The following is a 17,539-nucleotide window of genomic DNA, read 5'->3' on the forward strand; positions in this document are numbered from 1 at the left end:
CCCGAGCGGCAAAGCTCAACAACCTGAGATCGGAATTTACTGTTTTTGTAATTTTTCTTGATAACAATTAATCCATTCACTTTCATAAGCTTACAGGGTTATTGTAAGGCTATTTCAGTGTAATACATATTGTTGTATAACTTTCATTATGTTAAATATACTAGTTTTAATTGCTTTTTGAAAAACTGATATCAACCTATCATTTTCTATTTTAAACGAGCGCTGCTATGACACGTGTCCCAGAACTGCTCAGCAAAAAACCCTTTGGCTGTGAAGCTATAATACTAAGTACTAACCAATCTTTTAAGCCAAATTAAGACTGAGATCTGTATGAATAACGACTGTCATACAATAATGAATTACTACACTTTCTGCGGTCGATTGAAATAAGAATGGCGAATCAGCCTGTTGGCAGGAGCTTCAATATATGTGTTTACCAAGTATGAAACAAGCAAAACAAACGTAATGGTTATCAGCATCGCAGGATAAATATTTAGCTTCCAGGTGGTTGTTAAAATTGCCAATAGCTGCATGCCGACGTATTGATGGATTAGATACAGACAATAGGATATTCTTCCAAGAAAAATCAGTGGAGTTTGATTGAGAAAAGTAAGTTTGCCAAAAATCGCTAGTATAAAAACGACGTGATAAAATATTAATATAAAATAATGCTCACTTGGCGTCACATGGTATTGAGACCTGCCTCCATAACCATGCAAACAACAGGCTGCAATAAGGCAAAAAAAAACATCCACCAATATCTGGCAACATTTTTATTCTCTTTGATTAAATACAAAAGTATGCCGGAAAAGAAGAGCGGGAAGTGATTCAACAACTCCACTTTTCTAGTTACCAGCTCGTAGATTTTCGGATAATTCTCTGATGAAGTATGGAATATGATAATAATCAATGTCAGAAAAAAACCGGCTAGAACAATATTTTTAATATTGCCACTAATAAGGAGTAGAACAATCCAAAAATAGAACATCAGCTCCACTAATAACGTCCAATAAGATTGATCAAGATATTCTTCATCAAAAAAAATTGAGGCCATGGTCAAGTTTGCTAGGAGCCTGGAAAGGCTAAACAGTTGTGGTTCAATGTAAATCATCACTATTGCAGTTAGCGACATGCAACACCAAAAGGCGGGGTATAATCTTGCAAATCGAGAAACAAGAAAGTGCGGCCATTGTTTGATCCTTGAAGTGGTCATAAAAATGACAAAACCACTGATCATGAAAAAGAGGTCAACCCCTGTTACACCATATCGAAATTCCCATCCAAGTAGCTTACCATTTGAACTCAATGTGTAGTGAAATAAAACTACCATAATTGCTGCGATGCCCCGCAAAGCGTCTAGTTCTAAGAATCTCTTATTAAAATCGCTATTAAGGATTATTTTGTTCTGTTCTGGTAATTCTTTCACATTTTTAGCCTTTTATTTATAATATTTAGTTGACCAATCTATTGTATGTGCTGATGAGATACCATCCTTTAATAATTTGAACATGTTTCATTAGTATTCAATCCATGTCTTTGTAGGTTGTACAAAGCTTATTGACACATCGGTTTAAAAGTGATTCCCTCTAAGATTGCATGTTTTAAAAAGTTGTCAAATAGCTATCACTAGCGCCCATCTATCTCAATACCTCTACGCCTGACGCATGCATAATCGCAATATAAAATGACTATTCAGATAATGGCAGAAATAGTTTCTGGTAGCGGACTATGAACTCTTTAAGTTATTTAATAAAATTCATATTACTTGCCTTTAAACCGTTTCGAAATTTTCTCTTCACCAAATCTTTCTTATCCCAAAATATCCTCCTCCCGAATTGACTAAAAAGTCTCCATTATCTAGTGCCAATCGTGCAACTAAGGTCACTTTTTTGGAACGCCACAATTTGTATTCGCCGACCACATAAGTAGATAATTGACCTCGGACCTCGTTAAAAGCTTGGCTAGGCGTCCCAAAATTTTGACTGTATGATACTTTTATAGCAATGAAAATATCATTTCCCCGACTTGCCTGTGCCCCCGCGTACCATACATTGACTCGGTTATTAGGGAAATAACGCCCATTGACAGCCTGGGTGCCCAAATCTGTACGAGGCACTATAAAAGGTGTCCCCAAAGTACGATCAAGATATGACCAGCCTTTCATATATTGAGAATGATTAAAGTAATTATCCGCACCTTGATAATTGCTTCCAGGAATGTAAAACTTTGATCCTGACTGGTCCTTAGTTGTTAAGAATTCTAGCGTGAGCCGTTTTAGCTTAAAGCCCGCTTCGCTTGATAACGGGTTTACTTTTAAATTAATGCCATACAACCCGTCCGGTACGTTCTTAAACAGCATACTGGATACGTCCTCAAATGGATGCTGATGATAAATAAAGAGATTGTTGTTGTTCCATTTCATTTCGATCGCAATGTCATAACTTCCCAAATGATTCCCCAGCCGATAACTGTCAAAGGAGCCATAGCCATTTTTGGTATACCAATTTTTGGAAGTGTAAGCCAGCACAACGTTCGGAAAAAATTTCCAGGATGAAGGAAGCTGACCATCTAACGCCAGCTCGGGATATTTCTTTAGTTCCTCGGAATGCCCAGCCCAAAGCACATTATGATTTAGGCCAAAATAAAGTTTACTCTTCGATTTGACCTTCCCCAGTCTGAAATATATAAATTTTTGGTGGAGTCGCACCCCCTGAATATAATCAGTCTTAAACCAGCCATGTGCTATACCGGCGTGAACTGCCAAGAAATTAGCAGTGAATTTGAGAGGAGCAAATGTTACAGTCCCAATCTGGACTTTTGGAATCGGCATTGCATTGCCTGAGCCTGCATAAAACCCAGAAGACAAAGTTGAATCTCCTAAACCTATTACTTCCCTACGTCTACCCACATAAATTTCTAGCATTTTGAACCGAGCTTTTAGATGCGCCTCCGGCATAAGCATATTTACTTGACGCTTGGTATTATACGTAATAATGGGGTTACCTACAAATCCCCAATCCATTTTCTTTTCGCAATTGGACAGACTGTCAAAAAACACATAGTCTTTCCGAATTGAACCTTGAATTTGTGCTGCTGAACCCGAAGTTGGAACAATTCCAAACTGATTTGTACGAAGCCAAAACGGAGTCATTTTCGAAGGAGAAATATATTTGCCAGCTTCAAGTCCAGCAACTAGACCTAAGGGAAGAACACCGATATCTTGCGCACTGACACGAAAACATAAAAGCAAAAAAGTAAAGTATATAAATAATTTGAGCCTAAGCATAATTCAATGGTATAAAATTGTACACAAGACGAGACCGTGATAATAATATCCATTTTGTCTGCGCTTGCCCTATCTAAATGTCGCACATTAGAGGCAACCCCTACCGAATTGGAAGTAATAGAAAGTACTTCCGCATTTCTATTTGCAATAGTATTGGCAGTATACTTTTCTTCCATATACATGCTGACCAAAGGGGTGGGAAAACCTTTATTAAGCCAAATGTCCTGCCAACTACCGCAGGTAACTTTGTTTCCAAACCGTTGATGCGCTGGTTCGTGCGCTGCCAGGCATTCCCGCCTGATAGCAATTAACCATCATATAATATCAATCTATCTAACCTAGAGTAGACAAATCATACTACATTTCATAATATTTTTTTGTGAAAACTTTGTACCCCCACAAAGCTAGTTTATAGGCAAATAGTGAAAAGTAAATATTTATTAAAAATTATAAAAAAATGTAATCTCTTTCGAGATACTAATTCCTAGTCCGAAAATATCAATCAAGTAAAGGCGTTCTTACGGCTCGAACGATACTCCCGTTAATAGCAGTTTCACTAAAAGCAGTGCTTTCGCGCATGCTGATGATCACATTCTAATCTTATCCTGTTGAGGTATTCCTCGGAAATATTTCACGCCAAGATCTAAATGATGATGGCTGCAAAGAATCTTTTTGATAAAGAGTATGCAATGGTGCCTGGAAATACGTAGTTTGTCTAGCTACCAGCAAGTGATTTTTTACAGCTACAAAATTAAGACATTAAATGTAAGTCATGCAATATATACTATATGATTAATAACTAGATATTGCTAACAAAGATAAATCTGTCTAGCATCTATCTCATGCCATTAACCCTTACCTATCTCAGGGTTATTATTCCAGATATATACTTTTTAATACTTTTTTAGCCTTTTTAATATTTATAGCAGTCATTTAAAAGTTTTTTTACAGAAAAATGAATGTCTAGTTGGACAGCGTTTAAACAATTAGTCTTAGTGTAAAAACTTAATGTTTATAAATTGACTACCACTATCCAAAAATCAATACTTGACACAATTATTGCACGAAAGAAAGAAGAAATTATCCAAGCCAAGGAAAATAAGTCTTTTTCAGATTTGGAAAAAGAAGATTTTTTTGCGCGTGACACCATCTCCCTAACAACTTCACTAAGAGATGCTTCATCTCCAAAAATCATTTCGGAATTCAAGCGAAAATCTCCTTCCGGAGGTATTATTAATGATCACTCGGCTCCGGAAGTCGTGACCATCGATTATGTTAATGCAGGGGCGGTTGCGTTGTCTGTGTTGACTGACCTCGACTTTTTTGGGGGTTCCTTTGCAGACTTTTTGAGTGCACGCCGTGCGAATCAGACCATTCCGATGGTACGTAAGGATTTTATTATTGACGAATATCAACTTTATGAAGCAAAAGCAATAGGGGCAGACGTTATTTTACTTATCGCGGCCTGCCTTACCCCTGCCGAAGTGGTTTCGCTTAGCAGGAAAGCACATGAGCTACAATTGGAGGTTTTATTAGAAGTTCATAACCCACAAGAACTTGACGCGACTCTTGGTGAGAACATTGATATTGTAGGTGTTAACAATCGTAATCTTAAAACTTTCGAGACGAATTTTGAAACTTCGATTGCAATGAGTAATCAGATTCCTGATTCTGTAATTAAAATATCGGAAAGCGGTTTGGAAGACGCTAATACTATTCTCCAATTGTACGGGTATGGCTTCAAAGGTTTCTTAATAGGTGAAAGTTTTATGAAGACCGTAAATCCCGGAACCGCACTAGCAAATTTACAAAAGAACTTATCGCAAAATAGCAATATCATTCCTAGTGGTCCAGGAAAAGGTAATTTATGCAAGTAGGACATATTTGAGAATAATAAGACATCGGTCTTAAAGGCATTACGGAATTTTCAACAAACATCTCAACTGCTGGATCAACGTAAACATCTAGTTTGACCTAAGCTAGGCACGAAAGATCTATAAAGTTGTTCTATTTAGTTCGTAAAAGGAAAAGAGGAGGCGAAACTTCGAAAATATGAAAACCATAGTACAAAAAAAATTATATCACGTTGACAGCCGTGGCTATTATGGCAGTTTTGGAGGTGCATTTATTCCCGAAATGCTTTATTCAAAAATAGAAGAGCTACGCGAAAATTATCTCAGCATTATTGCTGAGCCTTCCTTTCAAAAGGAATACAATGATCTCCTGCACAATTATGTTGGAAGACCAACGCCGCTTTACCGAGCTAACAGGCTTTCTACAAAATATAAAACCAATATCTTCCTCAAGCGCGAAGATCTTTGCCATACAGGCGCTCATAAAGTAAATAATACTATTGGGCAGATCTTGATGGCAAAAAAATTGGGCAAAAAACGTGTAGTCGCCGAAACCGGTGCCGGACAACATGGCGTTGCGACAGCAACTGTTTGTGCTCTCATGAACATTGAATGCATTATTTACATGGGCGAGATAGATATTGAACGCCAAGCGCCCAATGTCGCACGAATGAAAATGCTAGGTGCTGAGGTAAGGCCTGCAACTAGCGGCTCACGCACATTGAAAGATGCTACAAACGAGGCAATGCGTCATTGGATAACTAACTGTGCTGGCACGCATTATATTATTGGCTCAGTTGTCGGTCCGCATCCTTGTCCAGATATGGTGGCGCGCTTTCAGTCAATTATCTCGGAAGAGATCCGGTGGCAGCTGAAAGTGCAGACCGGTAAGGAAACCCCTGATTATGTGGTGGCTTGTGTAGGCGGCGGAAGCAATGCTGCGGGTGCATTTTACCACTTTTTAGATGACGAAGATGTGAAACTAGTGGCTGTGGAAGCTGCCGGACAAGGCATTTCGTCAGGATATTCTGCCGCTACTACGGTATTAGGCAAACCAGGTGTTTTACATGGAAGCCACACAATATTAATGCAAACAGCAGATGGCCAAGTTATGGAGCCATCCTCTATTTCGGCAGGCCTGGATTATCCTGGAATTGGTCCCCAGCATGCATATTTGTTTGATAGCGGAAGAGGGACGTTTATGTCGGCTACTGATGACGAAGCTATTCAGGCTGCATTTGAACTAACGCGTTTTGAAGGCATTATTCCAGCATTAGAATCATCACACGCATTGGCTGTCTTAGGAAAACTAAGCGCCTCTGAACATGATAATGTAATCGTCAACCTTTCTGGTCGAGGCGATAAGGATATGGCTACTTACATGAAGTACATCTATTGATAACCTAATGGTATATAATAATGGAAACGTTATCCCCCAAGTATTTTGATCTACGGCTTAAAGTACAAGAACTAGAAGAAAAAGTAAACATTGGAACGCTCCTTTTGTATTTAGGTCAACTGCCTCAGGACAAAACGCAGTTTCCAAGAAACCGTTCTACTAGGTCGTCAAATTCAAGGTCTGAAAACGTTAAATATGAAAAAAGAATGGAGAACGCAATCAGATTATTGCCCTACAAAACCTATTGAATAAAGCCCAATTGGGGGACAAAACTGGCCGGAGGTTGTTATAGGCATTAGTGTGCGTTTTACTGTCAGTAAAGCGCGCAGCGGCTTTCGAAATTCACTTGCCCTATCCGGATAACTAGCACCTAGATTTCTTAGCCATAATTGGGTAAGATTTGATTATTAACTAACCACACAATAATGAACCGTATTACAACTTTGTTTAATGGTGTAAAACGCCAAAGTCAAGCCCGTTTATTGAGTATATATTTCACAGCCGGCTTCCCAGAACTTAATGAAACTATGCGGATTTTGAGGGCGCTACAGGATGGTGGAGTTGATATGGTTGAGATTGGAATGCCGTATTCCGATCCTATTGCGGATGGTGAAACGATTCAGCAAAGCAATAACAAGGCATTGGAAAATGGCATGACTGTAAAGATTCTTTTTGAACAGTTAGCAGATATGCGCAAGACTATAACAATACCTATTTTGCTAATGGGTTATATAAATCCAGTTCTCCAGTTTGGCGTCGAAAATTTTTGTAAAAAATGCGCAGAGTTAGGTATTGATGGGCTAATAATACCTGATTTACCATTAGATGTTTATTTGGATCAATACAAAGCGATTTTCGATGCTTACGGAATATTAAATATCTTTCTGGTAACGCCCCAAACTTCCGAAAAACGTATTCGCCAGATTGACGAAGTGAGTGAAGGTTTCATTTATACTGTTTCCTCTGCAAGCGTGACTGGATCGAAATCAGGAATAAGCCATGAAATGGAATCATATTTTGAAAGATTAAATGCTATGCAGCTACGTAACCAGCGTTTAATTGGATTTGGGATCAAAGATTATAAAACATTCCAGAAAGCTTCCGACCATGCTGCGGGCGCCATCATTGGCAGCGCCTTTATCCGCTTTTTGAATGAAAGCAAGGATCTCGAAGAGGAAATCGAATTTTTTGTAAAAAGCTTTAAAAACTCCCCTGAAACAATCGAAGCTTAGTTGACATATAATGAATGCCCAGCTTTTGAAGCTGTAAATATCTGCTTGTTATTCACTGTAATGCAATAACTGTCTTCATTGTCCACGATGCTGTTAAGCCCGACAAACCGGCCTGCCGCCTGAGCAAGTCATCTGTCGAAAGAAATATAATTGTAGACATCCAGTAAAATCTTCTTGATCAGCTGTATTCAACTTGACCATTTAGAATTTATATTGCATATCAAGCCAGGCTTGCTCTCAAGTAAAACTTCATATCTATTGACTTTTTTCATTGAATTGTTTATTCCTGCAAATTATAACAGCGTGCCATGTACAAGGGTTGGCTGGGTTCTAGGTTAAGCATTTGTAATAAGAAGTATTCCTACTACCGGCTTAAATTGAGTTTGGACTCTTCATTGATGCCCTGAACAGTGATGGTTACCACCTTATCTTTCTGAGCAAACTTTAATACACCGGTATACCGGGTGCCTCCTTTACTGATTTTTTTATCTCTACCTACATCTAGTGTGATTTGATAACCGGAACCATCAAAGTGGTCAATGTAGCCGTTTTGCTTAAATTGCCTCTTGAGATGATCAACAATATAAATTTTCCCACCCTTCTTAAAAAATGCTGTCTTGCTTCCACTAACGACAAATACAAACATTTTTTTTGCGAAACTTGTCGTGTCAAACGTATAGTAACTCGCTTCGCCATCAACTTTTACAGGATAGTTGTTGTCGTCTACAAATTCAATATTACCAGGTACCTGACTTGTCTGATTGAGTGAATTCCTGATTTCATGATGCAACAAAAACAAAAGCACGGCTAGTAAGCAATTCATATTTGACTGGTTATTTTTTTTTCCAAAGTACGCTTTATCTATACCGTATGGTACTGACTCCCTTAACAGCTAACCAGTACGTTAAGAATGAACGCCATACTGTACATTTCTGAACTTACTTTTTTGGACGGATATCATTTAGTAGCAGAGGCCTAAGGGGCGTTGAGTTTGTTGGGGGGCAAGATAGCGGAGGGACATATGTGCCCGGAGGGAGTTGTAGGTATGAATGCCTTTCAGCATACTAGTTTCTAAATTAAAAAAGAGAAAAGGCCCATCAATTTAATTAGTTTATGTAGCTTCTCGCGTTTAAGTTGCTCTGGTGTCCGCTAACAATTCTTCATCAAATCATGCATTTTAGCTTTCCAATCCAGGGATTTGGAGCCGGATGCGGCGGACTCCTGCCCGGACAAGATCTTGCTAAAGCCCTTCTCGCCACAAGCACATACCGGGCTTGTGGCGAGAACCCCGCGCGACTCCGCAAACAACTAAATTAACTCCTCCATCCTGTAAGCTTGTAGCGACTAGCACCGCCTATTAGAAAGGCAACGCCACCCACATTGCCTTACCAATAGCATATTAAGTATGTGCTGAACTTTCGGCACCTAAAATCCGCATGGGCGGACGTCATCCGTTTTGGGTGACGTCCGATAACTTCAAGGGGTCGTGCCAGATTTTGTTGCATATTCATTCTGTAAGAAGCATCTCTTTTTCCCTCGAACGTTGTTCAATAAAAAAGATGGAATGTGCAGATATAGTGCGCAGTATAACGATATGACAATTTGAAAAGATGAGTGGTTACGCGCCTTATGGCTTTTTACCCTCCAGTAGCCAGCCTGTATATACAATTTTCCACTGCCCGTTGTGTTTCTCCAGAAAACGGGTTTCACGGCTAAGGCCAGGCATATCCATTACCGCCTCTCCTGTATCCGTGCCATACTGGTCGAAAGTGACCCAGGCAGCATCCTTCAAGATTCGGACATTGATGTTCTCCCGCCGAACATTCTGTGGGTTGGGATCCGGAAAGTCCTTCATGTATCCTTTGGTTCTACGGCCTCTTTCGTCCCATCCATTAACTACAGTAACCCCACCATCTTTCCACCAGCCCATTGTACGGATATAGGGTTCGTGTACCCAGCAAGCTGCCCATTTGTCATAGTCCTTGTCCCAGAAAGCTTTAGACTCTGTATCGATCAGTTGTAAAATCTGTGTTTGCTCCTTGGCGTCGTCAAGTGCTAAGGGTGGTGTTTGTTTGCTGCTAGCAGCCACGAAAAAACTGGCCACAAAGAGTAGAACAATAATGCATTGAATACCTGTATTTTTCTTCATATAATAAATGGAATTTGAAAATAGATTATTGTTTATTGTTCTGATAGCCCGGGTGCTTATACTACTTAACTATATACTTGCTGGATACTATCAGCTCTACAACCTTAACACACCCACCTCACAGGGGATAATGACGCAACCTGGTTAGTAATTGATCAGCTAGTTGACTGACAAGACGGTAAATTTCGGATTGGCAAGGGTACCTTTTACATCCCCTCTAACTTCATCTTTGGAGAAAAAATAAACTGGTTTTTTGACAAATGTTACCTGGAATTGTGAGTCTGTGCGAGTGATCTTGTAAAAGTCGCTGCTTTTCAATGGTGTAGGAACTATCGGTGGTTCTGTGAAGAATGCAGGCCAAACAGCTGCACATCCACCGTTGCAATTGCTGGTGCCGTCCAAGTCATCAACAAAGGTGTAAAGTGTTTTGCCGAGTGCATCCACTAAGTAGCGCCCAGTCCCTTTGTTCCCAAAGAACACGCTGTAGTCAGGTTTTGCAAGGAAGAATCCATTCTTATTGTCACCCAAAATATCACCAGCTTTTGTGTCCTGTTGAAATTTATACAGTGGCCAGCCCTTATAAGTTGTCTGTTTTTGGCCATCCGCCCGGGTAATTGTAGCGAAAAGGTTTGCCTCGAGGCCAGGTCCAGCTGTGAAGGTCTCATCGAAAAAGATCGGCCACACATTCAGGCAGCCGCCGCTGCATGCACTGGTCCCGTCTACATCTTTTTCAAGAAAATAAAGCGTCTTACCCTTATCGTCAACAAGCATTTTACCAAATGTGTTATTTGTTTTTAGCTCAACCGAAAATGTAGGTTCTTCTGATACAACATCGTCGTCTTTAGAACAGGCAACGAAGAAGAGAGAACCGATTAACAGCATCGACGACAGCATTAAACTGGGTAATTGAATTGTTTTCATGGCTAATGTTTAATTAAAAATTTGAAAAATTAATTTATAAGAACTTAACTTGTTACTTCTCCTAAGGCGAATTGTTCCTAGCTCATCCCCCATTGACTTTGAGCATGTATAAGCCCGATGGAGATGCAGGCAACTCCGGTATTGCGTTCATTAGCGGGACTTTTGTTTTTCTCCTGAGAGTCGAACAGTAGATTTACGACCGATAGAGGCGTTTCAACATTGAACTCTCAATCCGTGAGGAATTCGTAAATGCTTCGAGGCGGGCGATACTCTATTCAGTAATCACTACTATGCATTGAGCACCCCGGCGTGTTTTGTTTCAAGAAATATTATTTAGAGGACCGTTTACAGTGGGTACAATTGGGGTGCAACTAACTAATAACCTCTTACAATATACGCAAGACAAAAATAATTCGCCTGTTCACCTTTTAAGTCCTCTGTTGTCTTATTGATTAGTTTGTTGCCTGACCACTTATTTAAAACAAATTTAGGCTTGGCATGGACACTAAAGAGTAAACATATGTTAATAATTGTAAAAGATTATAAAATTCAAGAGAACGTATGCTAATAGAATCCGTTGGCAGTTAACCCTTACATTAACATTCAGCGCTGTTTTTGCATACCTTTAAAACGCACCTTTCTGTTTGGGGAACATTTAGTGGTAGTGGACATGAGTGATGAGCATTGCCTGGTGTTAGATAACGGACTCATGTGGCTGAAAGTGTTATAGGCATGAATGGCTTTCGCAACGCAGGCTTGTGCTGATGATGAAGTGAAGAAGCCTGTCAATCTAAACTCTTTCTTTAAACAGCCCGAAAGTTTTTTCAAACACGATTCTAACATTTCAGTGGTTATATCGCCTTACCACGCCTTCTACACAAGATTTCTATCTTATGATGTATTGTCAACCAGTAACTTACTGGCATCTCCTAGCGACCTCTTTCGCAATACGTCGAACTATACGAGTGACGCTGGACAATATGGGGTTTTGCATTTTTTAATAGGATCTAAAAACAAAATGCCTGCAAATCAATGATTTGCAGGCATTTTGTTTGACTTTAATTATTTAAGGGCAGCGAGATTATTAAAACTCTATGCCTAGCAATTGTAAACCGGAACGGCTTTTTAAACAAAAGAGAGGTCTTGAATGACTAAGTAGATAGATCCTATAAAATAACCGTAAGCATAAATCAAAATATTAATTATCCAACCCTTAACAAGTTAGGAATTCGATGCGACCTTAGCCATTTATTAAAAGTACCTAAATCCTGAGGCTCATAGTATACGACCCCTCCGTTATCTAGAAGAATCGTATATGTGTAGCCTGCCTGCAAGTAACGTACAATTTGGTTCGGCTTGTATTCAAAACCATTATACGTATTGCCGTCACTATGGTTTCTGATTTTTCTTAAAAATCTTCTCATAAATAATATTTTGTATCTAAAACCTACCTACTCTACTTTGTACCACTTAGCATCTCAGAATGCAAAATTTTATTAACCCAATTTGAAAAAATGCCTAGCTAAACGTATATCAACGGACAGCTAGACTTTGTACTAATATCCATTTATATTAATACCTTTTAAGATATGACAAGCTTTTTTCCGGGTTAAGCCTTACTTTGTAGTAATATGCTCGACGGAGTTGACTCCACCAGCCTTTTTATTGGTCGCTATTACTCGCTTTATTTCGGCTATCTCATCAGACTGCTTGCTCAGCTCTGACGCTTGCATTTCTAGCTGAGATGACTGGTAAACTAATTTTGAGTTTCGGTTAGTACGTTCAACAGACATTTTTTCAATTAGCACTTGCTGTTCTTGGATAGCCCGTGTGAGAATAGGAATAAGAGAGTTATAATCCAATGCCAATGTCTTGTCAGGGTCTTTGCCCTCTGAGACAAGCTCTGGAAGTGTTTTTTGAACGTCCTGCGCGATGAGGCCTATTTCCTTTTTATTATAATCACTGTTTGTGATCGACGCTTTTTTCTCGTAACTGACCGGCTTTAATTTCGAAACAATATCAAGTCCATTGTCAAGTGTTTGAATATTACGTTTGAGGCGGGCATCGGAAGTTAAGGCTATGCCTCCACTTCTCACTTTTCCATCACCGTTGATATCACCTTTAATATCAAGCTTATATTTTGGAATTACCTTATCAATTCCCACATTACCGTTTTCGTTTAGAATAGTAATGGCGTCAATTTTGTCTACCGCGTTGAATACTGAAATTCTTAAAACCCCCTCAGTCCCAATCCCGGGCCAATATACCATTGAAGCTGTTTGATCATGATCATCATATGTACCTTTGTTGAAGTCGACGTTTCCACCGTCATTGTATTCATCCCAGATATCTATTCCACCGTTTCCAATGGTGATTTTATCATTCTCAAATTCTTTAAATTCGCTGTATGTTGCCTGAGTAATAACGCCTGTCACTTGGAGCGACGAACTAGGTGCTATTGTCCCTATGCCAACATTGCCATTGTGATAGATATTACTATTAATATCTTCTGGGGCTATTAGATTAGTATTTTCACCAATTTTAAGCCAGTGGAATTCTTCCACACTTGCTTGCTTATAATTAACACCAACCCAGCCATTTCCATCCCAGGAATAAACACCTGAACCTTGTGGTTGGAGAACTGGATAAGCGTCTGTGCCGAACATATCGCTGTTGGTATTATAAATCAGCATGCCTGCCACTGGCGTACCATCTAATCCCCAAACGTCTGTTTTGAAAAGCGGGACTCTGGGTAAAAGTAACCCTTTGTTGCCACTTTCAATTTCCAAAGCCGAGCCTTCATGCATTGTTTCCGGATTGTCCCCAACTTTTACTTGCGCAAACGCAAATGGTCCATCAAGTGCAAGTCCCACAGTCAGAACAAGTGAAGCGAAAAGCGTAATATGTTTATTGAATACTTTTTTCATAATCTTTTCTAATTAGCATGTCCTGCTTACATCAACCATGTTCTGAAACAGCATCGATCACTTGCCTGAAATTTCGTTAGCCGTTCAGAAATAAACTTAGTGGAATCAATTCTGGAATATCTCGATTAAAGTTAATTCAACAAATATTGGTATGCTTCCCAGCAATATAACCCTCACTAGAGATTAAGCACCAAGCTATACAACCTGATATTGTATTTGATAACTAGGCATTATTTTGATGTAGTCTGTGAGTTAGAGCTACCTTCCAAGCCTTTTCTTAGCATCTGCTTGATCTCATTAATTTCAGCAGACTGAGCAATCAAGTTGGCTCTCTGTACTTCTAGCTGACATGACTGGTAATCCAATTTTGCGTCTTCAACAGCACGTTCAACAGCCATTTTTTCGATCAGCGCTTGCTGTTCCTGGATGGCCCGCGTAAGAATAGGGATAAGAGAGTTATAATCCAATGCTAATGTCTTGTCAGCGTCTTTGCCCTCTGAGACAAGCTGGGGAAGTATTTTTTGAACTTCCTGCGCAATGAAGCCTATTTCCTTCTTATCATAGTCGTTGTTTGCAATCAACGCTTTTTTCTCATAGCTGACCGGCTTTAATTTCGAAACAATATCAAGTCCATTGTCAAATGCTTGAATATTACGTTTGAGGCGGACGTCGGAAGTTAAGGCGATGCCCCCACTTCTTACTTTTCCATCTGCATTGATTTCACCTCTAACATCAAGCTTATATGCAGGGCTTGTCTTATCAATTCCCACATTACCGTTTTCGTTTAGAATAGTAATGGCATCAATTCCAGGGGCTATTGTTTGCGATGCAACTGTAATCATCAAAGCACCCTCAGTTCCGACTCCGTTGTGATGTGCAATTCTAGCATCAAAGTCCTCATTTGAATTATCCTTGAAATCGATATAGCCATTGGTAATTCCAGTCTTGTCGAAGATATCTATTCCGCCATTTCCAATGGTAATCCTGTTATTGGAAACATCTGCTAATTCACTACTCGCCTGAGTAATGACACCTGTCACTTGTAAGGGCGAACTGGGTGAAGTAGTGCGAATACCAACATTACCATTGTGATAAATAGGTTTATTAATATCTGCTGGATCTGACGGATTCGTGTTATCTCCACTTATAAGCCAGTCAAAATCTCCTGTGGCTGGCTTAGGCTTAGTACCTACCCAGCCAGATCCATCCCAGTAATAAACACCTGAGCCTTGTTGGATAATAGGGTGAGCGTCTGTTCCAAAAATCTCGCCATTGATGTTGTAGACCTGCATACCTGTAACTGGCGTACCAGCCAACCCCCATACGTCTGTTTTGAAAAGCGATACCCTGGGTAAGAGTAAACCCTTATCATTCGCTTCTATTTCCAAAGCGGAGCCTGCATTGATTATATGCGGATTATCTCCGACTTTTACCTGAGCATCAACATTATGACACTGGAATGATATTGTCGCAGTAATTGCCATTGCAAACAGTAATGCCTTTTGATTTTTGAAAAGTTTTACCATTTTTCGTAAATTAATTTATGTGACATGTTTGTTAACCTCAGAAATTGTTTTTGGGCAGTTTTTTGATCTCTAAAATTTGCTTGTTCTGTGCAGTAAGCTTGACCTCACCGATAGCATTGATATCAACATCAACACTTCGGCGTCGCCGTCAGACACAAAGACAACGCATAATGATTTGCCTACTCAATATAAGCACAGCGGGTAAGCCAAAATGCAGTAGAAGGTTTCGAACGTGCCATGAATAGTGTCTTGATGTTTGTATCACTAATATCCGCTTGACTATTTCGACGCTTCCAAGCTGCTTTTTTCAGACTTACTTAAAATCTGCTCAATTGCATTCAATCGCATAGACTGTGTATCTAGCAGTGCGGACTGTGTATCTAGCAGTGCGGACTGTGTATCTAGCTTCCTAGCCTGAGATTGCAGTTTAGTAGATTGCGCCTCAATGAGCTGTTGCTGTTCCTGTATTGCCCGGGTAAGAACCGGAATGAGAGAGTTATAATCGAGTGCTAAGGTCTTATCAGCATCCTTTCCTTCCGTTACAAGCTGTGGGAGTATTTTTTGAACCTCCTGCGCAATGAAGCCTATTTCTTTTTTATTATACTCCGAATTATTGATTGCCTCTTTTTTCTCATAACTAACCGGTTTTAGCTTAGAAACAATTTTAAGTCCATTATCTAACATTTGAACGTTACGTTTGAGGCGAGCATCAGAAGTTAACGCGATACCGGCACTTCTTACTTTTCCCGAAGCATTGATCTCGCCTACAACATCGAAGGTGTAAAGCGGTACCTCAAAGCTTCCGACACCTATTCTACCATTGTCATGAAAAGCCATCATCGGTTTGACGGGGCCGTTCAAAGGATCTAAGGCAACTTTCAATATGCCTTCGTTACCATTTTCACTGAAGGAAATCCGTGCCCGAAAACTAGACTCGGCATTCTTTTTAAAGTCCAGCACACCAAGCTGCTCTGATATTAAGTTCAGCGAAGCTTTCTCAAAATTTTCTACATCTATTGAGTTTTCGGCCTTGATGTTGCCTCTAACGTCCAATTTTGCCTCTGGTGCTGTCTTGTCAATTCCTACAAATCCGTTTTCGTTCAAAATTGTAATGGCATCATACCCAGAATTTATGCTATTTTTAACTTTCATTGTCAAAGCACCATCAGTACCTATTCCGTCTTGATAAGTAATTCTAGCATCGAAGTCTTCATCGGATCCATTCTTAAAATCAATAAATCCATTCGTGACTCCAGCACTTTTATCTAAGATATCGATTCCGCCTTCACCAATACGAACTCTATTCGCTGATACGTCAACCACCTCACTGCTTGCTTGGGTAATTACACCTGTTACTTGTAGAGTGGAACTGGGAGAAGTAGTTCCAATACCTACACTACCATTATGATAAATTGTTTTGGTAATATCGCCAGGCGCGGAAGGATTAGTGTCATCTCCACTTTTAAGCCAGTCAAAATCTCCAACCGATTCCGGTGTAAACTTAGCACCAACCCACCCGTTTCCATCCCAAGAATAAACACCTGAGCCTTGTGGCTGGAGAACAGGGTAAGCATCCGTTCCGAACATATCGCCATTGGTATTATAAATTAGCATGCCTGCCACTGGCGTACCACCTAATCCCCAAACGTCTGTTTTAAAAAGCGACACACGCGGTAAAAGTACACCCTTATCATTCGCTTCTATTTCCAAAGCAGAGCCTGCATTGATGACTCCTGGGTTATCGCCTACCTTGACTTGTGCATACAAATCTTGACCATTAAGTGAAATTGTGGCTGCCACAATCACTGCACTTAGTAGTGCTTTTTGATTTTTGTACAGATTTCTCATTTTTGATTTAGTTTACCTTTGAATCCTATTTTTATGCTTTATAGATTACTTTTAAGAAGTTTTTTTATCTCAGAAATCTCTTTGCTCTGTAAATCGAGTTTTGCTTCTTGCTCATTCAATCTGTTAGCCTGCTTGTCAAGCTTGGCTGTCTGAATATTGAGGGTTTGCGATTGCACATCGCGCTCAGCCGTAAGCATTTCAATTTGCTTCTGCTGTTCCTGGATGGCTCTGGTCAAAACAGGAATGAGCGAATTGTAATCCAAAGCCAAGGTCTTATCTGCATCCTTACCTTCCCGTATTAATTGCGGCAGTATCTTTTGAACTTCCTGAGCAATGAAACCGATTTCTGATTTATTGTAAACGCTATCGGCAATGGTCGCCTTTTTCTCGTAGCTCAC

The 17,539-nt window shown here is 39.8% G+C and carries 13 protein-coding genes; 3 read left to right on the top strand and 10 right to left on the bottom strand.

Annotated elements, in window-relative coordinates; all coding sequences use genetic code 11:
• Nucleotides 1-682: 682 nt before the first annotated feature.
• From L0659_RS24915 to L0659_RS24925, 3 genes are all read right to left on the bottom strand, one after another.
• The gene (locus L0659_RS24915) at nucleotides 683-1,426 is read right to left on the bottom strand and encodes an acyltransferase (RefSeq protein WP_235129330.1); all 744 of its coding nucleotides are present in this window, start codon (nucleotides 1,424-1,426) and stop codon (nucleotides 683-685) included.
• A 369-nt stretch (nucleotides 1,427-1,795) separates the two neighbouring features.
• The gene (locus tag L0659_RS24920; RefSeq protein WP_235129331.1) at nucleotides 1,796-3,286 is read right to left on the bottom strand and encodes a capsule assembly Wzi family protein; all 1,491 of its coding nucleotides are present in this window, start codon (nucleotides 3,284-3,286) and stop codon (nucleotides 1,796-1,798) included.
• Entirely contained in the window at nucleotides 3,199-3,594 is a 396-nt protein-coding gene (locus tag L0659_RS24925) for a M1 family aminopeptidase (RefSeq protein ID WP_310590717.1), read from the bottom strand. The genes L0659_RS24920 and L0659_RS24925 overlap by 88 nt, the downstream gene beginning before the upstream one ends.
• 711 nt (nucleotides 3,595-4,305) lie before the next feature.
• On the opposite strand from L0659_RS24925, the gene trpC reads away from it, so the two are divergent.
• The 3 genes from trpC to trpA all read left to right on the top strand — a co-directional run bounded on the left by trpC (nucleotide 4,306) and on the right by trpA (nucleotide 7,770).
• Nucleotides 4,306-5,163 (top strand): indole-3-glycerol phosphate synthase TrpC, encoded by an 858-nt coding sequence (gene trpC, locus L0659_RS24930; RefSeq protein ID WP_235129332.1) that lies wholly within the window; start codon nucleotides 4,306-4,308, stop codon nucleotides 5,161-5,163.
• Between the two features lie 175 nt (nucleotides 5,164-5,338).
• Nucleotides 5,339-6,538, top strand: coding sequence for a tryptophan synthase subunit beta (trpB, locus tag L0659_RS24935; RefSeq protein ID WP_235129333.1), 1,200 nt, complete (start codon nucleotides 5,339-5,341; stop codon nucleotides 6,536-6,538).
• Nucleotides 6,539-6,963: 425 nt separating this feature from the next.
• Nucleotides 6,964-7,770 (top strand): tryptophan synthase subunit alpha, encoded by an 807-nt coding sequence (trpA, locus tag L0659_RS24940; protein WP_235129334.1) that lies wholly within the window; start codon nucleotides 6,964-6,966, stop codon nucleotides 7,768-7,770.
• 364 nt (nucleotides 7,771-8,134) lie between these two features.
• Here the strand turns inward: trpA and L0659_RS24945 are convergent, their stop codons facing one another.
• From L0659_RS24945 to L0659_RS24975, 7 genes are all read right to left on the bottom strand, one after another.
• Nucleotides 8,135-8,593 carry a hypothetical protein gene (locus L0659_RS24945; protein ID WP_235129335.1) on the bottom strand — a complete coding sequence of 153 codons (459 nt, stop codon included), beginning with the start codon at nucleotides 8,591-8,593 and terminating at the stop codon, nucleotides 8,135-8,137.
• Between the two features lie 804 nt (nucleotides 8,594-9,397).
• Entirely contained in the window at nucleotides 9,398-9,919 is a 522-nt protein-coding gene (locus tag L0659_RS24950) for a nuclear transport factor 2 family protein (RefSeq protein WP_235129336.1), read from the bottom strand.
• 159 nt (nucleotides 9,920-10,078) lie between these two features.
• Nucleotides 10,079-10,840 (bottom strand): hypothetical protein, encoded by a 762-nt coding sequence (locus L0659_RS24955; protein ID WP_235129337.1) that lies wholly within the window; start codon nucleotides 10,838-10,840, stop codon nucleotides 10,079-10,081.
• 1,616 nt (nucleotides 10,841-12,456) lie between these two features.
• Nucleotides 12,457-13,767, bottom strand: a complete 1,311-nt coding sequence (locus L0659_RS24960; RefSeq protein ID WP_235129338.1) for a tail fiber domain-containing protein — start codon at nucleotides 13,765-13,767, stop codon at nucleotides 12,457-12,459.
• Nucleotides 13,768-13,997: 230 nt separating this feature from the next.
• A complete protein-coding gene (locus tag L0659_RS24965) occupies nucleotides 13,998-15,293 on the bottom strand; it encodes a tail fiber domain-containing protein (protein WP_235129339.1) in 1,296 nt (431 codons plus the stop codon).
• Nucleotides 15,294-15,572: 279 nt separating this feature from the next.
• Complete coding sequence (locus L0659_RS24970; RefSeq protein ID WP_235129340.1) at nucleotides 15,573-17,141, bottom strand: tail fiber domain-containing protein; 1,569 nt, start codon at nucleotides 17,139-17,141, stop codon at nucleotides 15,573-15,575.
• 38 nt (nucleotides 17,142-17,179) lie between these two features.
• A partial coding sequence (locus tag L0659_RS24975; protein WP_235129341.1) for a tail fiber domain-containing protein occupies nucleotides 17,180-17,539 on the bottom strand: 360 nt, incomplete at its 5' end.

It is taken from the genome of Dyadobacter sp. CY347 (assembly GCF_021502655.1).
Lineage (GTDB): Bacteria > Bacteroidota > Bacteroidia > Cytophagales > Spirosomataceae > Dyadobacter.